This is a genomic window from Pseudodesulfovibrio sp. (assembly GCF_028692895.1).
GTDB lineage: Bacteria > Desulfobacterota > Desulfovibrionia > Desulfovibrionales > Desulfovibrionaceae > Pseudodesulfovibrio.
Genome location: NZ_JAQUWN010000068.1, coordinates 1 through 17,596, shown reverse-complemented (window position 1 = coordinate 17,596; position 17,596 = coordinate 1). Strand labels below are relative to the sequence as shown.

Sequence of the window (17,596 nt, the reverse complement as noted above, 5' to 3'; positions counted from 1 at the left end):
CGGCCTCCGGCGTGACAGGCCGGCGTTATAACCAACTTAACTACGGCTCCGCTCCGTATATAAAGGGCGGCGATGCTGCCCCTTATGTCAATCTTGGTGGGCGCGACAGGGCTCGAACCTGTGACCCTCGGCTTGTAAGGCCGATGCTCTCCCAGCTGAGCTACGCGCCCGCAGGAAGTGTGTCTTTAGCTTGGCCAGCTCCGGCTTGTCAACCCCATTTTCCCAGGGATTCCGCCAGCCGGGACTTGCCCTCACCGCGTCAGCGAATAGGCATACTGCCCACACGCCGCCCGTTTGTCAACGCTTTTCCAAAAAAAATTGATGCGTTGCAACACGCTGCAATATCAGGCTATTTTACCGACAAGACCAGGCGCCGCCCCTTGCGCGACAGCCAGGCCAGGGGCAGACCGCGAAAGGTCAGCCCCACCGGGCCCTCGCCGGGGCGGAAGTCCAGGCTCTGGCCCGAGAGCAGCCGTTCCAGCACCGCCACGTCCTCCACGACCAGCACGTCCGCGCCCCGGCCCGGTTCCGGGATGAGCACCCGCGCCTGGCCGTCGGGCCGAAACGTCTCCCGGTCCCCCTTGCCCGCCACACGGCCCAGACCGTAGCCCTGCCAGCGCATCCCCTCCGGGATGCGGCTCAGGGCCTCGCGGTGCAGAAAATACGCCTTGCCCCCGAAATCGTGCACCTCGCCCGGCGGCAGCCGGTCCCAGGCCAGGCCCTCGCAGCCCGCCAGGCGGCGCGGATCAATGCGCTGGCCCGGCAGGGACGCTGTTTGCGCAGTCCGTTCCACGGGTGCGCACGGTTCGCCGCGCTTGCGGAACCGGGCCAGGAAGAAGCCTTGCCCGTCCGACTCCTCGGCCACACGCAGCACGCCCGCCATCCCCGGCAGGAGCGGGTCGGCGAAGGTAAAGCCCGGCGGGGCGGGAAGCGGCTCCAGCTCGAGGTCGAGGGCCTTGAGCGCCCAGGCGACCTGGGCCTCGTTTTCCTCCACATGGGTGGTGCAGGTCGAATAGAGGACCACTCCGCCCGGCGCGAGCAGATCGGCCGCGCGCGCAAGGAGCGTCTTTTGCAAGGCCACCAGCGGGCCGGTGCGGGACTCGTCCCACAGCTCCATGACCCTGGGGTTCTTTTCCGCCGTGCCCCAGCCGCTGCAGGGCGGGTCGAGCTGGATGTACGCCCACCGGCCGTCCGGCAGGGGCAGGGACTGGGCCTCGCCCTTGGCCGTGGCCGTGTTGACGCAGCCGGTGCGCCGCAGGTTGGCGCGCAGGGTGCCGATCCGGTCGGCCGACGGCTCGGCCCCGAGCACGAACCCCTCTGGTCCCACCAGCCCGGCGAGCAGCCCGGTCTTGCTGCCGGGCGCGGAACACATGTCGAGCACCGCCGCGCCCGGCTCCGGGTTCAGGGCCAGGGGCGGGAGCATGGAGGAACGGTCCTGGATGTAGATATGGCCGAACCGCGAGGCCAGGCTCTCGCCCAGGGCGAAGGGCTCGCGGGTCAGGCGGCGCGCCCGGTCGAAAAAGGGCTCGGGCTCGAAGTCGAACCCCTGGGCCCGCAACAGGGCCTCGGCCAGGGGGACGCGCCCGGCCGGGCAGGTCAGGCGGAACGATCTGAGGGTACGGGTCATGCTTTCCTCCGGGAAGCGGCCGGGGCGGGCGACCGCGCCGCCCCGCCCGATGAGGCATACCGGCTTGTCCGGCCGGAGGCAACCGCTCAACTCTCTTTGCATCCCGGTGCGGAAACTGATACAAGAGCCTGCCGCGCAACCGCAGCAGCCGCGCGCGGCGCTCAGCGAACACCATTCCCTTCCCGGAGGAATAATGAACAAAAAGATCCTCGGCATCCTTCTGGCCGCGCTGACGGCCGCCCTGCTCCTGGCCGCCCCCGGCCTGGCCCAGGACACCAAGAAATTCGCAGTGCTCCCGTTCTCCTACAACGGGCCGCAGAAATACGCCTACTTCCCGAAGGCCTTCCAGGCCAGCCTGAGCAGCAACCTGGAATGGAGCGGCCACGTCTCGCCCGCGGGCGAGGAGGCCATCAAGGACCTGGCCGCGCCCAAGAGCAAGGCCGACGCCCTGAGCATCCTCAAGAGCGCGGGGCTCGACTACATCGTCTCCGGCTCCATCTCCATTCTGGACAAGCAGGCCACCCTGACGGTCCAGGCGTACAACACCGCAGGGGCCACCTGGAGCAAAACGGAGCAGATGGGAATCGACGAGATCACGCCCTGGCTGGACGAACAGAGCAAGGCGATCCAGGGCGACGTCTTCAACCGCCCGGGCTACTCCACCTCGGAGAAGGCCGCGCGCAAGGAGGACATGCGGGAGGCTCCGACGGGCAACTCCCCGATCAACGCCTCCTTCGTCCCGGCCGACGACCAGTACCAGGCCGCCAACCTCAACCCGCAGTTCCGCTACGAGGGCGGCACCGAGGATACCGGCCGCTGGCGCAGCCAGACCTTCCGCTTCTTCTCCACGAGCATGGCCGTGGGCGACGCCGACGGCGACGGCAAGAACGAGGTCTTCATCCTGCACAGGACCGGCATCTCCGCCTTCCGATACGAGCAGGGCAAACTCAAGCTCCTCGACTCCATGGAGCTCTCGTCCAACACCCAGTACATCCGCGTCAGCATGGTGGATGTGGACAAGGACAACGTTCCCGAGCTGGTCGTGGCCTCGTACCAGGCTTTCTACCGCAACCAGACCAAGGCCCCGGAAGGATGGGTCAAATCCCACATTCTCTCCTTCGCGGGCGACAAGTTCAAATACGTGGTCCAGAACTACAACCAGTTCCTGGGCGTCATCCGCATGCCCCCGACCTACATGCCCGTGCTGGTGGCCCAGCGCAAAGGCCAGCGCGGCGTGTTCGACCCCCGGATGAACGAGGCCTATGTCAAGGGCGACGACATCGAGCTCGGCCAGTCCTTCCCGGCGCCGCCCTACGGCAACGTCTTCAGCATGGTCTACCTGCCCGACGGCCTGGGCTACAAGTTCGCCGTCCTGGACGAATACCATCGCCTCAAGGTCTACAGCCAGACCATGGAAAGGCTGAGCGACAGCGGCGACGACCGCTACAACAGCTCGGGCGTGACCATCGAGACCGCGGACAAGGCCGTGGGCATGGGCCCCGGCACCACGGACGACAAGAGCAACATCTACAACGTCCCGTTCCGCATGCTCGCGGCCTCGCTGAGCAAGAACGGCAAATACGAGCTGCTGGTCAACAAGGACCTGTCCATAGCCGCCCAGGTCTTCGAGCGGTTCACCTACTTCTCCCAGGGCGAGATCCACTCGCTGGCCTGGGACGGCGTGGGCCTGAACCTGGCGTGGAAGACCCGGCGCATCAAGGGCCAGGTCTCGGACGTCGCCCTGGCGGACCTGAACAACGACGGCAAGCAGCAACTGTGCGTCCTGGTCAACACCTTCCCCGGCGGCATGGGCTTCTCCAGCCGCAAGACCGTGGTTCTGGCCTACGACCTGAACCTGTAGTCCGCGCAACAACCGTCCGGGCGGCGTGAGAGACCGCCCGGGCGTCACCCAAGGAGAGAGAGTGATGAAACGTTTGCTGATCCTGCTGGCCGTCCTTGCCCTGACCGGGCTGATGGCGGCGGCGGCCACGGCCGGGACCACCCTGACCTACGCCAACTTCCCGCCCGCCAAGACCTTCCCCTGCGTCCAGATGGAGCGGTGGAAGACCGAGGTGGAGAAACGGACCAACGGGGCCGTCTCGGTCCAGACCTTCCCCGGCTCCACCCTGCTCGAAGGCAAGAACATGTACCGGGGCGTGATGATGGGCCAGGCCGACATCGGGTGCATCAGCATCGCCTACTATCCCGGCGTGTTCCCGCTCATGTCCGCCGTGAACCTGCCCGTTTCCTTCACCTCCACCGAGGTGGCCTCCCTGGCCATGTGGGACCTCTTCCAGAAGTACCGGCCCGAAGAGTTCAAGAACGTCAAGGTCCTGACCATGTTCACCTGCGCGCCCTCGCACATCCAGAGCAAGGTGGCCATCCGCTCCCTGGCCGACCTCTCGGGCGTGGAGCTGCGCGGCTCGGGCTCGCTCGTCACCTTCATCAACGACCTGGGCGGCCGGGGCGTGGGCATGCCCATGTCCGACACCCCCGAGGCCCTGCAAAAGGGCGTGGTCAAGGGGCTGGTCTCCTCCTTCGACGTGCTCAAGGACATGAACTTCGCGGAAATCTGCCGCTACGAGACCATCACCAACCTGCCGGTCTACCCCTTCGCCGTCATCATGAACAAGGCCAAGTGGGCCTCCCTGCCCGACGACGTGAAGAAGGTCCTGGACGACCTGGGCCGGGAGCAGGCGCAGTGGACCGGCGCCTACCTGGACGACTACGTGGACCAGGCCCTGGCCTGGAGCAAGGAGAAGTACCAGGTGGAGGTCTTCCGCCTGAGCGACGCCGACATGGCCGAGATCGCCTCCAAGGGACAGCCCATGATCGACGCCTGGAAGAAGGACGTGGCGGCCAAGGGCATCGACGGCGACGCCGTGTTCTCCGACATGATCGGCTTCAAGAAGAAGTACGAGGCCGAGCTCGGCAAGTAACCCGAACCTCCGCGTCCCCCGCCCCGGGCGGGGGACGATTTTTGGCGCCATGATCAATGCACTGGATCGTTTGAGCGAGTGGATAGCCACGGCCCTTTCCCTGCTGGCCGGGCTCTTTCTGGTGGGCATGATGTGCCTGGCCTGCACCAACATGGTCCTGCGGGCCGTCTGGGTCCCGGTCAACGGGACCTTCGAGATGATGGGCTTCATGGGCGCGGTGGTGGCGGCCTTTTCGCTGGCCGCGGCCCAGCGGCGCAAGGCGCACATCGCCGTGGGCCTGCTGCTCGCCCGCTTTCCCGAGCCGGTCCGCCGCATGGCCGACGCCGCCACCAGCCTGGGCTCCTGCGCCTTCTTCCTCCTGGCCGGGGTGGAGACGTGGAAGTGGGCGCGCTTCCTGGTGGACACCGGCGAGCTCTCGGAATCGCTCCAGATCATCTACCACCCCTTCGTCTTCGCCACCTCGGCGGGCTGCTTCGCCCTGGCCTTCGTCCTTGTGGTCGACACCCTGAAAACCCTGACCGCGGGCAAGGTGCTGTAATGGACCCGATCACCGCCGGCATCCTCGGCACCCTCATCCTGCTGGCCGCCATCTTCCTCCTGCGCATCCCCGTGGCCTTCGCCATGGGCATCATCGGCTTTCTCGGCTTCGCCTATGTCCTCAATTGGGACGCGGCCAAGGGAATGCTCGGCACCGAGCTCTGGAACGTCTTTTCCAAATACGGCCTGACCGTCATCCCGCTCTTCATCCTCATGGGGCAGATCTGCTTCTACTCCGGGGTCAACGAGCGGCTCTACAAGTCCGCCTACGCCTGGATGGGCGAGATCCGGGGCGGCCTGGGCATGACCACCATCCTGGCCTGCGCCGGTTTCGCGGCCATCTGCGGGTCCAACTCGGCCACGGCCGCCACCATGTCCACCGTGGCCCTGCCCCAGATGAAGAAGTTCAACTACCACCCGGTCCTCTCGGCCGGGGCGGTGGCCGCCGGGGCCACCCTGGGGGTGGTCATCCCGCCCTCGGTGGTGCTCATCATCATCGGGCTCCAGACCAGCCAGTCCATCGCCAAGCTGTTCATGGGCGGCATGGTCCCCGGCCTGATGCTCACCGCGCTGTTCCTGGGCACGGTCTGGTACCTGTGCAAGCGCCACCCGGACTGGGGCCCTGCCGGGCCGAAGACTACCTTTGCCGAAAAGCTGCGCTCCCTGCCCGGCTCCATCGAGATGGTCATCATCTTCCTGCTGGTCATGGGCGGCCTGTTCCTGGGCTTCTTCACGCCAACGGAGGCGGGCGCGGCGGGCGCGGCCCTTTCGCTCATCATTTCGGTCATCTCGGGCAAGCTGAGCTTCAAGGGATTCCGGCTGGCGGTCAACGACTCCCTGCGCATCTCCTGCATGATAATGGTCATCATGCTCGGGGCGGTCATCTTCGGCCGGTTCCTGGCCATCACCCGGCTGCCCTTCGAGGTGGCCGAGTTCGTGGCCGGGCTGCCCATCCCGCCCATGGTCATCATCCTGGTCATCTGCCTGATCTACGTGGTGGGCGGCATGGTCATGGACGCCCTGGCCCTGCTCCTGGTGACCATCCCCATCTTCTTCCCGGTGGTCACGGCCATGGGCTACGACCCGCTCTGGTTCGGCGTGCTCATCACCATCGTCACCACCCTGGGGGCCATCACCCCGCCGGTGGGGGTCAACCTGTTCATCGTGGCCTCCATGACCCACGACGTGTCCATGGCGGGCGTGTTCAAGGGAGCCACCTACTTCCTGGCCGCCTACGTCCTGTGCGTGGCCCTGCTCATGGCCTTCCCCGCCCTGGTCACCGGGCTGCCGGGGCTGATGCACTAGCCAGCCGGGCCCTGCGCACCTTCCGTGCGTAGGGGCTTCCCTTTACGCGTCACGCCAGCGCCGCCCGGATTCCCGTCTTTTCGGCGATCCGGGAGCCGGACAGCTTGCCAATGACGGACGGGTATGGCTATGGTCGGCCTGCGGCGCAGCGCCGGGGCCCGGCCCCGAGGCCTCTCCATGGGCCCGCGCGCCCGCACCCCAGCCCATGCCCGAAGCCCAGATCGTCATCGTCACCCAGGCCGAGTCCGGCCAGAAGCTGCTCCAGTTCCTGGAGCGGCGGCTGCGCGGCGCGGTGCCGCGCCCGGCCATCCAGCGCTGGATCCGCAAGGGCAGCGTGCGCGTGGACAAGGGGCGCAGGAAGCCCTTCGACCGCATCCAGGCCGGCCAGGCCGTGCGCATCCCGCCCTACGACACCGGCAACCGTTCGCCCCACTCCCCGCCGCCGCATCCGCCGCCCGAAAACGCCCGGCTGACCATCGCCTACCAGGACGCCCACCTCCTGGGCGTGGCCAAACCCGCCGGGCTGGCCGCCCACGGCGGCGACAAGGTGGACGACTCCGTGGCCGCAAGGCTTTCCGTCCTCTACCGCAACGATGATTTCCGCCCCACCCTGGTCCACCGCCTGGACCGCGACACCTCCGGCCTGCTCCTGGCGGCCAGGGACTACGCCACCCTGCGCCGCCTCAACGACCTCTTCGCCACCGGCGGGGTGGCCAAGGTCTACCTGGCCTGGGTGGTGGGCGCCTGGCCGGAGACGGACACAGTGCTCCTGGAGGACCGCCTGGAAAAACGGGGCGCGCCCGGCGCGGAGCGGGTCGGCGCGGGATCGGGCAAACCCGCCCGGGCCAGGGTCACGCCCCTGGCCGTGGGACGCCGCTTCAGCCTGCTGGCCGTCCGCCTGCTGACCGGCCGGACCCACCAGATCCGGGTCCAGCTCGCCTCGCGCGGGCACCCCGTGGTGGGCGACCGCAAGTACGGCCGGGCCGACGAGCACCCGCACATGCGCCTGCACTGCTACGCCATGCGCATGGAGGACCGGACCCTGACCCTGCCGCCCCGCTGGTCCGGCCGGTGGGAGGTCGGGCCGGACGCCCTGCGCGAGGGGCTCCGCTCCCTCTTCGACTGACCTTGCGCCCCCGGCCCGAAACGGGTATGTAGACAATATCTAGAAAACCCATGGGGGAATCACCATGCAGAAAGCAACCATCCTGGCGGCATCGGTCCTGCTGGCCGCCCTGTTCCTGCTCAACGGCTGCACGGCCTACAACGTGGCCGTGGACGAGCGCACCACGGGCCAGTGGGTGGACGACAATACCATCGCCCTGACCATCGAAAAGGACTTCCTGGCCGACGACCTGGTCAAATACCTGGATTACGACGCCTTCTCCTATCGCGGCCACGTCTACGTTGTGGGCGAGTACGAGAGCCGCGAGCAGGTGGACCGGGCGGTCAAGCTCGCCAAGGGCGTGGAGGGCGTGCGCCAGGTGACCACCTATCTGCTGCCCAAGCGCGAGGACGACGGCTGCTCGACGGCGGACAAGCTGGGCATCTACCAGAAGCTCAAGCAGGCGCTGGTCGACGACAAGAATATCTGGTCCACCAACATCGAAATCGAGATCGTCCAGTGCAATGTGGTCCTGCTCGGCATTGTGGGCTCCAGTGCGGAAAAGTCCGCCGCCGAGGCGCACGCCAAGGCCGTCAAGGGCGTACGCAGCGTCAAGAGTTTCCTGACCGTCAAGTGACCGACAACCCACCGGAGGGGCCATGCCCGGATCGCCGACAGCCTGCCGACCGCGCAGCCGCACCACGGGGCCGGGCCGCGCCCCCGGCCTTCCGCTGCTTGCCAGCCTGCTCCTGGCCGCCCTTCTGGCGGGCGGATGCGCGGCCAAGAGCCCTGCCCCGGCGCAACCGGGCCTGACCCCTGGCGCGCCCATCCACCGCGCGGCCACGACCAAGGCCGCAGCCGTCATCCGCACGGCCCGCAGCCTCATCGGCGTGCGCTACAAGTGGGGCGGGGCCTCCCCGGACCAAGGCTTCGACTGCTCCGGCCTGGCCTGGTACGTATTCAACAGGAACGGCGTGGACCTGCCGCGCATCTCCTGGCGGCAGTTCGGCGCGGGCGCGCCGGTCACGCGCGACGACCTTCGGCCGGGCGACCTGATCTTTCACCAGGTGGAGGACAAGAAAAAGGGGCTGCACGTGGGCATCGTCACGGACCGGGGCACCTTCATCCACGCCCCGAGCTCGGGCAAGCGGGTCATGGAGTCGCCCCTGGACAACCCATACTGGGACGGGCACTACCTGGGCGCGCGCCGGGTGCTCTGAGTTTTCCCAAGGGCGCAAAAAAGGGCCGCCCCCTCGGACGGCCTTTTTTTGCGCCTGAAAAAAAACAGCTATTCCTTGGGAATGAGCGGCTTGTAGTACATGCCGATCTTGATGCGGTCGGTCAGGTATTCGCTCTTAAGCTTGATCTTGAGCTTGTCGTTCTCCCACTGGTAGACGTCCCAGCTATCATCCTTCTTGTGGTCGGGCAGGCCGTACTCGTCCATGAGCAGGGAGATGACGCGCTTGACGTCGCGCGCCTTGTCGATCTCGATGATGGTGGCGTAGAGCTTGTTCTCGCGAAAAGCGTAGGTGACGCGGGTGTCCTCGATCTTGGAGACGCCGCACGCCTCGACCTTCTTCACCTTGTAGTAGCGGACGCCCCCCGCAGTGTGGGAGTATTCGATCTGCTCCACGGCGGATATGGGCTCGCCCCAGGGAATGGCGTTGCAATCCTTGTTCTGGGCCAGGGCGGCCGGGGCCGCCAGCAGCGCGGCCAGCAGCACGGCGAAAAGGGACAGGGTTTTCCTCACGATCTCCTCCCGGGGATGAAGTATGCAGTCCTGAGCACTTTCAGGGACACGGGCGCGCGTGTCAACCCGTTTTCCCGATCCGCCCGGAAACATCGACTCCGACCGGGAATAGTTCCTGTTTTTGCTGGCAAGCACCAGGCAAACATTGTACAGGACTGTCCATGGACATCGACTGGCTTATCAACGAATGCAACGACCCCTACGTCCTGGAACGGTTGTTCTACGTGGAGCGCTACGCGTGGCTCTCCCTGTCTCCGGACATGTGCGCGGTCATTTCGCTGGAGGGCCAGTTCGAGGACGTCAACACCCACTGGGAGAAGAGCGTCGGCCTGAGCCGCGAGCAGCTCCAGGGCTCCTACCTGATGGAGTACATCCACTTCGACGACAGGGAGCGCGCCCTGGCCGACATGCAGAAGCTCATCACCTCGGACATCGGCTCCACCGCCTTCTCCTTCCGTTTTCTGAGCGACGAGGGGAAGCACATCCGCCTCAACTGGAACGTCATCTTCTCGCCGGACCACAACGCCTATTTCTGCACCGTGCACGACCCCGCGCGGGAGACCGACGCCGAGCGCCGGGCCTACCGCGACGTGCTGACCGGGCTCAAGAACCGGCTGGCCCTGGAGCAGGAGCTGCCCGGCATCCTGACCGACGCCCGCGAGGCCGAGGCCAGGGCTTCCGTCCTGTTCATCGACCTGGACGGGTTCAAGGCCGTCAACGACAGCCTGGGGCACAAGGCGGGCGACGCCCTGCTCATGCGGGCCGCCCGGCGCATGAACTACGTGGTGGCCCAGCACGGCGCCACCTACCGGCTGGGAGGAGACGAATTCATCGTCATCCTGCCCAAGGCCCCGGACCGGGGTTTCGTGGCGGGCATGGCCGGGCAGATCGTGGAGCGGCTCCGCGCCCCCTATGTCATCGACGGCCAGAGCGTGACCACGGGCGCATCCATGGGCATCGCCATGTTCCCCCGCCACGGCGAGAACATGGCCGAGCTCCTGGAAGCCGCGGACAAGGCCATGTACAAGGTCAAGGGCGCGGGCAAGGACAACTTCGCCTTCTTCGGGGACGGCGAGGGCTGAGCACTCACCCCGCCGTCTTGGTTCCCGCGTAGGTGAACGCCTTCCTGTCCATGGTGTAATAGGTCCCCCGGTCAATGCCCACGGCCCGGCCGCAGGCGCACCAGACCTTGCCGTCCCGCTCCTCCATTCGCCACACCTTACGTATGCGGTCCTTGTGGCAGCGATGCAGCTCGCCGGGCCCGATCTTGTGATACTTCCAGAGCTTGCGGCGGCAGGCCGCGCACCTGAGCGTCAGCATGGCGGGGCTCAGCCGCGCCCCAGCCGGAGGGTCTCCGCCTCCGGAAAATCGCCGAGCCGGCGGGAGATGCCAGCCTTGAGGAAGGAGTCCACCCAGCGGAAGATGTCGTTCCTGCGCACCTGCTCCCGGAGCCGGGTCATGTGCTCCACGCGCTGCGCCTTGTCCCAGTGCAGGGTCCGGTGCAGGGCCCTGGCCACTCCCTCGGTGTCGTAGGGGTTGACCAGGTAGGCGTCCCGCTGGAACTGGGCGGCCGCCCCGGCGAACTCGCTCAGGATGAGCACGCCGTCGCCGTCCGTGCTGGCCGCGCAGTATTCCTTGGCCACCAGGTTCATGCCGTCGCGCAGGGGCGTGACCAGACCGATGTCGGCAGCCGCGTAGTAGGCCACCAGTTCGTCGTGGGGCAGGCTGCGATAGTGGTAATGGACCGGGACCCAGCCGGGGAAGGAGAACTCGCCGTTGACCCGGCCGATGAGCTGCTCGATCTCGGTCCGCAGCTCCCGGTACTCGCCCACCTCCTCGCGGCTGGGCACCGCGATCTGGACGAAGTTGAACGTGCCCTGGATGTCCGGATAGCGGCGCAGCAGGGTGCCGATGGCGCGGATGCGCTCGGGGATGCCCTTGGTGTAGTCCAGCCGGTCCACGCCCAGGATGATCTTGCGGTGGCGGAGCGCCTCGCGGATCTTGAACGCCTCCCCGGCCACGTCGTCCCGCCGGGCCATGGCGTCGAATTGCTGAAAGTCGATGGAGATGGGAAACGCGCCCAGCCGGAACCGCCGGTTGCCCATGTCCGCCGTGACCACGGCCCCGCGCCCGGAGACCTTGGCCTCGGGCATGAGGCGGCGCAGGCAGGCCGCGAAGTTGCGCCGGTCCTGGAGGGTCTGGAACCCCACCAGGTCGAACTCGGTCAGGGCCTTGATGACCTTCCAGCGCCAGGGGAGCTTGATGAAGATGTCCGGCGGCGGAAAGGGGATGTGCAGGAAGAAGCCGGTGCGCCGCTTGACGCCCATGGACTTGAGGAAGAACGCCTGGTGCATGAGGTGGTAGTCCTGGATCCAGACGTAGTCGTCGGCCGTGGTCCGGCGGGCCACGATCTCGGCGAACTTGAAATTCACGTCCAGGTAGGTGCGCCAGCAGTCGGGATCGAATCGGCAGCGGGTCTGAAGGTCGTGGAAGAGCGGCCAGATGACGCCGTTGGAGAAGCCGGAGTAGTAGCCGTCCACCTCCTCACGGGTCAGGGACACGGTGCGCAGGTCATACCCGGCCTCGGCCGAAAACCGGGCCAGCAGCCCGTCCACGTCCGCAGCCGGGTCCGCAGCCGGGTCCGGCGCGCCGGACCAGCCGATCCACACCCCGCCCCGGTTGCGCAGGACCGGGGCCAGGGCCGTGACCAGCCCGCCCGCTCCCGCCTTGACCTCCCAGCCGCCGTCCGCAGCCTCCCGCAGGGCCACGGGGAGCCGGTTGGACACCACCACCAGCCGCCTCGGCTCGGAATCCATGGGTCCTTCTCCTCGTTTCGCTTCGCTTTCTTTGTTTCTCATTAGGTTGGTACCGGTCTTTGGGCGGCATAGCAAGGCCGCGGCGGAAACGGTCCGGCAAAAAACATGCGCCCGCGCGGTTGACAAGAGAGAGGCCGACCTTATCTTGCCTCCAGTCGAAACCTACCGCCGCCCTCCGGGGCGGCAATCTTTGCATAAGGAGAATCGCCAATGGCCCTGAAACCGCTGCATGACCGCGTGATCGTCAAGAGAAAGGAAGAAGAGGAAAAGACCGCCGGGGGCATCTACATCCCGGACTCCGCCAAGGAAAAGCCCCAGGCGGGCGAAGTCCTGGCCGCCGGTCCCGACTGCAAGACCGTCAAGAAGGGTAACACCATCCTGTTCGCCAAGTACGCGGGCAGCGAGTTCACCATGGACGGCGACGAACTGGTCATCATGAGGGAAGACGACATCCTTGGCGTCTTCGCGTAACCCCGGCACGAATCCGAAAAACGCACCGAATAGGACTGACATAACATGGCAGCAAAATCCATTGATTACAAAGCGGTAGCCCGCGAGGGCATGCAGCGCGGCGTCAACATCCTTGGCGACGCCGTCAAGGTCACCCTCGGCCCCAAGGGCCGCAACGTCATGCTGGAGAAGACCTGGGGCGCTCCCCAGGTGACCAAGGACGGCGTGACCGTGGCCGAGAAGATCACCCTTGAGGACAAGCTCGAAAACATGGGCGCCCAGATGGTCAAGCAGGTCGCCTCCAAGACCAACGAGATCGCGGGCGACGGCACCACCACCGCCACCGTGCTGGCCCAGGCCATCTTCAACGAGGGCGTCAAGCTCCTGGCCGCCGGGCGCAACCCCATGGCCGTCAAGCGCGGCATCGACCAGGCCGTGGAGGCCGTGGTCGCCGAACTGGACAAGATGGCCAAGCCGGTCAAGAAGAGCTCCGAGATCGCCCAGGTGGGCACCATTTCCGCCAACAACGACGAGACCATCGGCATGATGCTGGCCCAGGCCGTGGAAAAGGTCGGGGACAACGGCGTCATCACCGTCGAGGAATCCCAGGGCTTCTCCACCGAGCTGGACGTGGTGGAAGGCATGCAGTGGGACAACGGCTGGCTCTCCCCCTATTTCGTCACCGACCACGACAAGCAGGAGGCCGTCTTCGAGAAGCCGTTCATCCTGCTCTCCGAAGGCAAGATTTCCAACATCAAGCCGCTGATCCCCATCCTTGAGGCCGTGGCCAAGGCCGGACGCCCGCTGCTCATCATCGCCGAGACCGTCGAGAACGAGGCCCTGGCGGGCATCACCATCAACGCCATGCGCGGCACCATCAAGGTCTGCGCGGTCAAGGCCCCCGGCTTCGGCGACCGCCGCAAGGAAATGATCCGCGACATCGCCATCATGACCGGCGCCACCCCGGTGAGCGAAGACACCGCCCACACCCTGGAGGCCATCAAACCCGGCGACTTCGGCACCGCCAAGCGCGTCGTCGTTGGCAAGAAGAACACCCTCATCGTGGGCGGCGCTGGCGACAAGAAGGCCATCGACCGCCGCTGCGAGGAAATCTCCAACATGGTCGCCAACTCCACCAGCGACTACGACCGCGAGAAGCTGCAGGAGCGGCTGGCCAAGCTGGTCGGCGGCGTGGCGGTCATCAAGGTGGGCGCGGCCACCGAGATCGAGATGAAGGAGCGCAAGGACCGGGTCGAGGACGCCCTGAACGCGACCCGCGCGGCCGTTGACGAAGGCATCATCCCCGGCGGCGGCACCGCGCTCGTCCGCGCAGGCAAGGTCCTGGCCAAGCTCAAGGCCGGCGGCGACACCGAGCAGGCGGGCGTGGACATCATCGCCCGCGCCATCGAGGAGCCCCTCAAGCAGATCGCCAACAACTGCGGCCTGGAAGGCACGGTCATCGTCGAGAAGGTCAAGGCCCTCAAAGGCGACGACGGCTTCAACGCCGCTACCGGCGAATACGTCAACCTGGTCAAGGAAGGGATCGTCGATCCCAAGAAGGTGACCCGCATCGCGCTGCAGAACGCGGCCAGCGTCGCCTCCATGCTCCTGACCACGGAATGCGCCATCTTCGAGGCCCCGGCCGAAGAGGACGAGGACTAATCGTCCCGCAAAGAAATCCCGAAGGGCCGGACGAGCGATCGTCCGGCCCTTTTCGTTTCCGCCTTGCCGGACGGCCGCCCAGAGGCTAGTATCGGGCCATGTCCATCTTCGCCAGCCTGATACCGCCAAGCCGACGGGGCGAGAAGAACCTGGAGCGCGGCCGCGCCGCCGAGCTGCGGGGCGACTTCACGGCAGCCGAACGGCACTTCCGCCTCGCGGCCGAGGCCTTCGACGCCCACTTCGCCGCCCGGCGCGACGCGGGCAAGGACGCGCGCCCCTCCCACCTGCTCATGGCGGGCATCGCCTACACGCGCATCGGCCGCGACCGGGACGCCATCGCCGCCCTGGACCGCGCCCTGGAGGCCGGGCCCGCGCCCGACGCCTATCTGCACGCCGGATATGCGGCCGCCAAGCTGGGCGAGACCGGCCTGGCCGTGGACTACTGGACCAGCTATCCGGACTGGGCGGACCAACCGCGCATCGCCGCAGCCCTGCGCGACCAGGTGGCGTCCCTGCGCGCGGGCGGCGACTTGGCGGCGGCCTGCGAGGCCGTGACCCGCGCCGTGTTCCTCCAGGACCGGGACAACGCCAACCGGCGGCTCATGAGCCGGGGGCGCAAGGAAGTCCCGCGCAACCGGGGCTACTGACCCCGGCCGGGCCCGGTCACGCCCGCGCAGCTCGATTGCCGCCAGCACCGAGCCCACCTCATGAGCGCCATTCCGGCTCTCAATCGCATCCCATGCATCTCCCCGTTGCGGCGGATCGGCCGCATTGACAGTTGCCGGTTCTCTCCTCCGCAACGCATCCCTGTCACCGAAAACAATTCCGCGCCCCGAAAATATGCCCGTTATCACCCCCGTCCGAGCGCATTGAACTGCGGCCCCAAAGCGGGTAGGTTGCCTGGTGAACCGAAACCCGCACCGGAGGTGGAGATGCGCAAACTCGCGGCGGCCCTCGCCCTGCTTGTCGCCCTGGCCCTGCCCGCACTGGCCGAACAGGCCGTGGTAGGCACCGGCGACCCTTCCCAGGACGTGGCCAACATCCAGGCCGCCGTGAACCAGGGCGGCACGGTGCTCCTGCGCGGCCATTTCGACTTCGGCGCGGAAGGCCGGGTCAAGATCACCCGCGACACGCGCATCCGTGGCGAGAAGGACGCCCTGGGCGAGCCGACCACCATCATCACCGGCGGCCGCTGGACCTTTCACTCCCCCCTGCCCGTGGCCGGGGCCACCCCGTCGGGCAAGGGCCCGGTGGTGGCCGTGCACGCCATCCACTTCCGCCGGGCCGAGGGCACGCCCCTGCACTTCACCTTCGTCGGCGGCCTGGACGTGCGCGGTTGCGTGGTCTCCGAACTGCGGCCCCAGGAGCTGTCCGTCAAATGGAGCGACGGCGACACCCTGCCCTTCGCGGCGGGCGTGGTGGTCGGCAACCGCATCGACTCGCCCTCGCAACGGATCAAGAACTCGGCCACCGGCGTCATCCGCATCGCGGGCAACACCTTCCGCCTGGACGTGGAGCGGCCGGGCCGCACCGCCGGGTTCGGCGTGCTGGCCGACTGGACCACAGGGGCGGACATCGCCATCGAGCGCAACACCGTCATCCACCCCTCGCGCAACGGCATCGAGGTCTTGGACAACGTCCTGGGGGCCAAGGGCGAGGGCAACATCGCCATCGATGACAACCGCATCGTCACCGCCGAGGAAGGGATTGAATACCCGCACAAGTTCGGGCCAAACGGCATCGTGGCGGGCTGGTATTTCGACACCAGGGGCGGCGCGAACATCAAGGCCAACAACCGCGTCTCCATCACCGGCAACCGCATCGAGGCGCGGGGCGACCGCTCCACCGGCCTGCTGCTCTACGCCGACGACATGGTGGTCACCTGCAACGACATCATCCTGGCGGCCGGACGCGAGGCGCGGGGCATCGTCCAGACCGGCTCGCGCGGCTTCTTCTCGAACAACCGGGTGCGCGGCCAGGGGCGCTACGCCGTGTACTGCCACCCCTTCGAGGCGCTCCAGGGCGCGGCCAACACCTTCGCCTGGACCGAGCTCAACGACTTCTCGGCCACCAAGAACCAGGTCTACCTCGGCGGCAACGTCAACGTGCTCATCGGCACTCCCCCCGACCTGTTGGACAAGGGCCAGGGCAACCGGGTGGTCAAGGCCAAGCCCTGCTCGCTGCCCGAGATCTCGCCCGAAGGCGAGGAGTGGAAGCCCGCCTGGCAGTAGGCCCGGCCCGACGCCCGGTTTCGCATGGCACCGGCCAGTCGCACCCCGCACCGGCCTTTGCGGCCCATCCCGGATGCGCAGCTCCCGGCCCACCCGGTCCAGCCCCGCTTTGGCAGCCCGGCCCGCGCCGGCCCCACCCAAACGGCTTTGCCCCCTTGCCTTTTCCGCCGCCCCGCGATAGTTGTATGTACAAACAAATGGAGAACCCATGCCCCGCTGTTCCGAACATCTGCATTGCTGCCTGTATTTCACGGCCAACGCCCTGGCGCGCAACATCGGCAAGCTGGCCGACGCGGCCTTCCAGGAGATCGGCCTGTCCCCTTCCCACGCCTTCATGCTCCAGCTCGTCAACGAACAGCCCGGCATCACCCAGAAGGAGCTCGCCGAATACCTCAGCCTGGCCCCCTCCACCCTGACGCGGTTCGCGGACCGTCTCGTGTATCGCGGCTATGTCGAGCGCGACCAGAAGGGCAAGGTGGTCCGGATCTATCCGACCTCGGAGGGCAAGGCCCTCAAACAGCCCATCGAGAAGGCCTGGACCCGGCTCTACAAAGACTATTCGGCGATCCTGGGCGAGCAGCCCGGCATCGCTCTGACCCGGCTCATCGACCAGGCCAACCGACACCTGGAAGACCTCGGCTAGCTGTGGAGTGTCATGAGGTTGTTCACTCGCCCCGGAGCGCAATGCATATCGGAGCGCCGACGATAGTTGTATGTACAAGCAACGGACAGGAAACCGCCCATTACTGAAAGTGTCCCAGAGGATAAAAACTTTTCCCCGGCCTTCCGGGCAGCGATGCGAGTGATACATTTGTATGTACAAGCAATCCTCAAGCCCGTGCATGAGCGCCGTTGGCGGTGGAAACGCCGTGTCCCAATGGTTCCCGGCTGCAAAGCTTCAGGAATACTTGTATGTACAAGCAAAAACATTTGCAAAATGCTCCGCCTCCAAAGCTGAAAGCCTCTTCTTTCCGCCGGGCGCGAAACGGTTTCCGATACCCTGCCGACCAGGCAGTCCCGGCGTCAGGGCCCTTGCCCGAAACGGCCAGTGTTCGGGCGACAGGCCCACAAGGCCCCGCCTCAAGACTTCCCTGGCGGCCTGATCGCGTACGGAATGTTTGTATGTACACACAACCATAGGAGCACACCCATGAGCGAACGGATCAACATCGGC

General features: G+C 66.7%; 17 protein-coding genes and 1 tRNA gene. 13 read left to right on the top strand and 5 right to left on the bottom strand.

Annotated elements, in window-relative coordinates; genetic code table 11:
- Positions 1–94: 94 nt before the first annotated feature.
- Positions 95–170, bottom strand: a tRNA-Val gene (locus PHP91_RS14175).
- A 179-nt stretch (positions 171–349) separates the two neighbouring features.
- Complete coding sequence (locus tag PHP91_RS14170; protein WP_300142015.1) at positions 350–1,627, bottom strand: RsmB/NOP family class I SAM-dependent RNA methyltransferase; 1,278 nt, start codon at positions 1,625–1,627, stop codon at positions 350–352.
- Between the two features lie 193 nt (positions 1,628–1,820).
- On the opposite strand from PHP91_RS14170, the gene PHP91_RS14165 reads away from it, so the two are divergent.
- The 7 genes from PHP91_RS14165 to PHP91_RS14135 all read left to right on the top strand — a co-directional run bounded on the left by PHP91_RS14165 (position 1,821) and on the right by PHP91_RS14135 (position 8,733).
- Positions 1,821–3,488, top strand: a complete 1,668-nt coding sequence (locus PHP91_RS14165; RefSeq protein WP_300142013.1) for an FG-GAP-like repeat-containing protein — start codon at positions 1,821–1,823, stop codon at positions 3,486–3,488.
- A 64-nt stretch (positions 3,489–3,552) separates the two neighbouring features.
- Positions 3,553–4,566 carry a TRAP transporter substrate-binding protein gene (locus PHP91_RS14160; RefSeq protein ID WP_300142011.1) on the top strand — a complete coding sequence of 338 codons (1,014 nt, stop codon included), beginning with the start codon at positions 3,553–3,555 and terminating at the stop codon, positions 4,564–4,566.
- A gap of 49 nt (positions 4,567–4,615) precedes the next feature.
- Complete coding sequence (locus PHP91_RS14155) at positions 4,616–5,104, top strand: TRAP transporter small permease (RefSeq protein WP_300142008.1); 489 nt, start codon at positions 4,616–4,618, stop codon at positions 5,102–5,104.
- Positions 5,104–6,408: a TRAP transporter large permease gene (locus tag PHP91_RS14150; RefSeq protein ID WP_300142005.1), complete on the top strand. Its 1,305-nt coding sequence runs from the start codon at positions 5,104–5,106 to the stop codon at positions 6,406–6,408. The genes PHP91_RS14155 and PHP91_RS14150 overlap by 1 nt, the downstream gene beginning before the upstream one ends.
- Positions 6,409–6,613: 205 nt before the next feature.
- Entirely contained in the window at positions 6,614–7,534 is a 921-nt protein-coding gene (locus PHP91_RS14145; protein ID WP_300142002.1) for an RluA family pseudouridine synthase, read from the top strand.
- Between the two features lie 64 nt (positions 7,535–7,598).
- A complete protein-coding gene (locus tag PHP91_RS14140; RefSeq protein WP_300142000.1) occupies positions 7,599–8,150 on the top strand; it encodes a BON domain-containing protein in 552 nt (183 codons plus the stop codon).
- A 22-nt stretch (positions 8,151–8,172) separates the two neighbouring features.
- The gene (locus PHP91_RS14135) at positions 8,173–8,733 is read left to right on the top strand and encodes a C40 family peptidase (RefSeq protein WP_300141997.1); all 561 of its coding nucleotides are present in this window, start codon (positions 8,173–8,175) and stop codon (positions 8,731–8,733) included.
- A 68-nt stretch (positions 8,734–8,801) separates the two neighbouring features.
- On the opposite strand, the gene PHP91_RS14130 is transcribed toward PHP91_RS14135, so the two are convergent.
- On the bottom strand, positions 8,802–9,263 hold the full coding sequence (locus PHP91_RS14130) for a hypothetical protein (RefSeq protein ID WP_300141994.1): 462 nt from the start codon (positions 9,261–9,263) through the stop codon (positions 8,802–8,804).
- 161 nt (positions 9,264–9,424) lie between these two features.
- Here PHP91_RS14130 and PHP91_RS14125 point away from each other — a divergent pair, with 161 nt between their 5' ends.
- Positions 9,425–10,345, top strand: a complete 921-nt coding sequence (locus tag PHP91_RS14125) for a sensor domain-containing diguanylate cyclase (protein WP_300141991.1) — start codon at positions 9,425–9,427, stop codon at positions 10,343–10,345.
- A 4-nt stretch (positions 10,346–10,349) separates the two neighbouring features.
- On the opposite strand, the gene PHP91_RS14120 is transcribed toward PHP91_RS14125, so the two are convergent.
- On the bottom strand, positions 10,350–10,583 hold the full coding sequence (locus PHP91_RS14120) for a hypothetical protein (RefSeq protein ID WP_300141988.1): 234 nt from the start codon (positions 10,581–10,583) through the stop codon (positions 10,350–10,352).
- A gap of 8 nt (positions 10,584–10,591) precedes the next feature.
- Positions 10,592–12,079 carry a trehalose-6-phosphate synthase gene (locus PHP91_RS14115; RefSeq protein WP_300141986.1) on the bottom strand — a complete coding sequence of 496 codons (1,488 nt, stop codon included), beginning with the start codon at positions 12,077–12,079 and terminating at the stop codon, positions 10,592–10,594.
- Between the two features lie 210 nt (positions 12,080–12,289).
- Here PHP91_RS14115 and PHP91_RS14110 point away from each other — a divergent pair, with 210 nt between their 5' ends.
- From PHP91_RS14110 to PHP91_RS14090, 5 genes are all read left to right on the top strand, one after another.
- Positions 12,290–12,550, top strand: a complete 261-nt coding sequence (locus tag PHP91_RS14110) for a co-chaperone GroES (protein ID WP_300141984.1) — start codon at positions 12,290–12,292, stop codon at positions 12,548–12,550.
- Positions 12,551–12,595: 45 nt separating this feature from the next.
- Positions 12,596–14,191 (top strand): chaperonin GroEL, encoded by a 1,596-nt coding sequence (gene groL, locus PHP91_RS14105; protein WP_300141981.1) that lies wholly within the window; start codon positions 12,596–12,598, stop codon positions 14,189–14,191.
- Between the two features lie 98 nt (positions 14,192–14,289).
- A complete protein-coding gene (locus PHP91_RS14100; RefSeq protein WP_300141978.1) occupies positions 14,290–14,838 on the top strand; it encodes a hypothetical protein in 549 nt (182 codons plus the stop codon).
- Positions 14,839–15,123: 285 nt separating this feature from the next.
- A complete protein-coding gene (locus PHP91_RS14095) occupies positions 15,124–16,422 on the top strand; it encodes a right-handed parallel beta-helix repeat-containing protein (RefSeq protein WP_300141975.1) in 1,299 nt (432 codons plus the stop codon).
- A 208-nt stretch (positions 16,423–16,630) separates the two neighbouring features.
- Positions 16,631–17,065 (top strand): MarR family transcriptional regulator, encoded by a 435-nt coding sequence (locus PHP91_RS14090; RefSeq protein WP_300141972.1) that lies wholly within the window; start codon positions 16,631–16,633, stop codon positions 17,063–17,065.
- Positions 17,066–17,596: the final 531 nt, after the last annotated feature.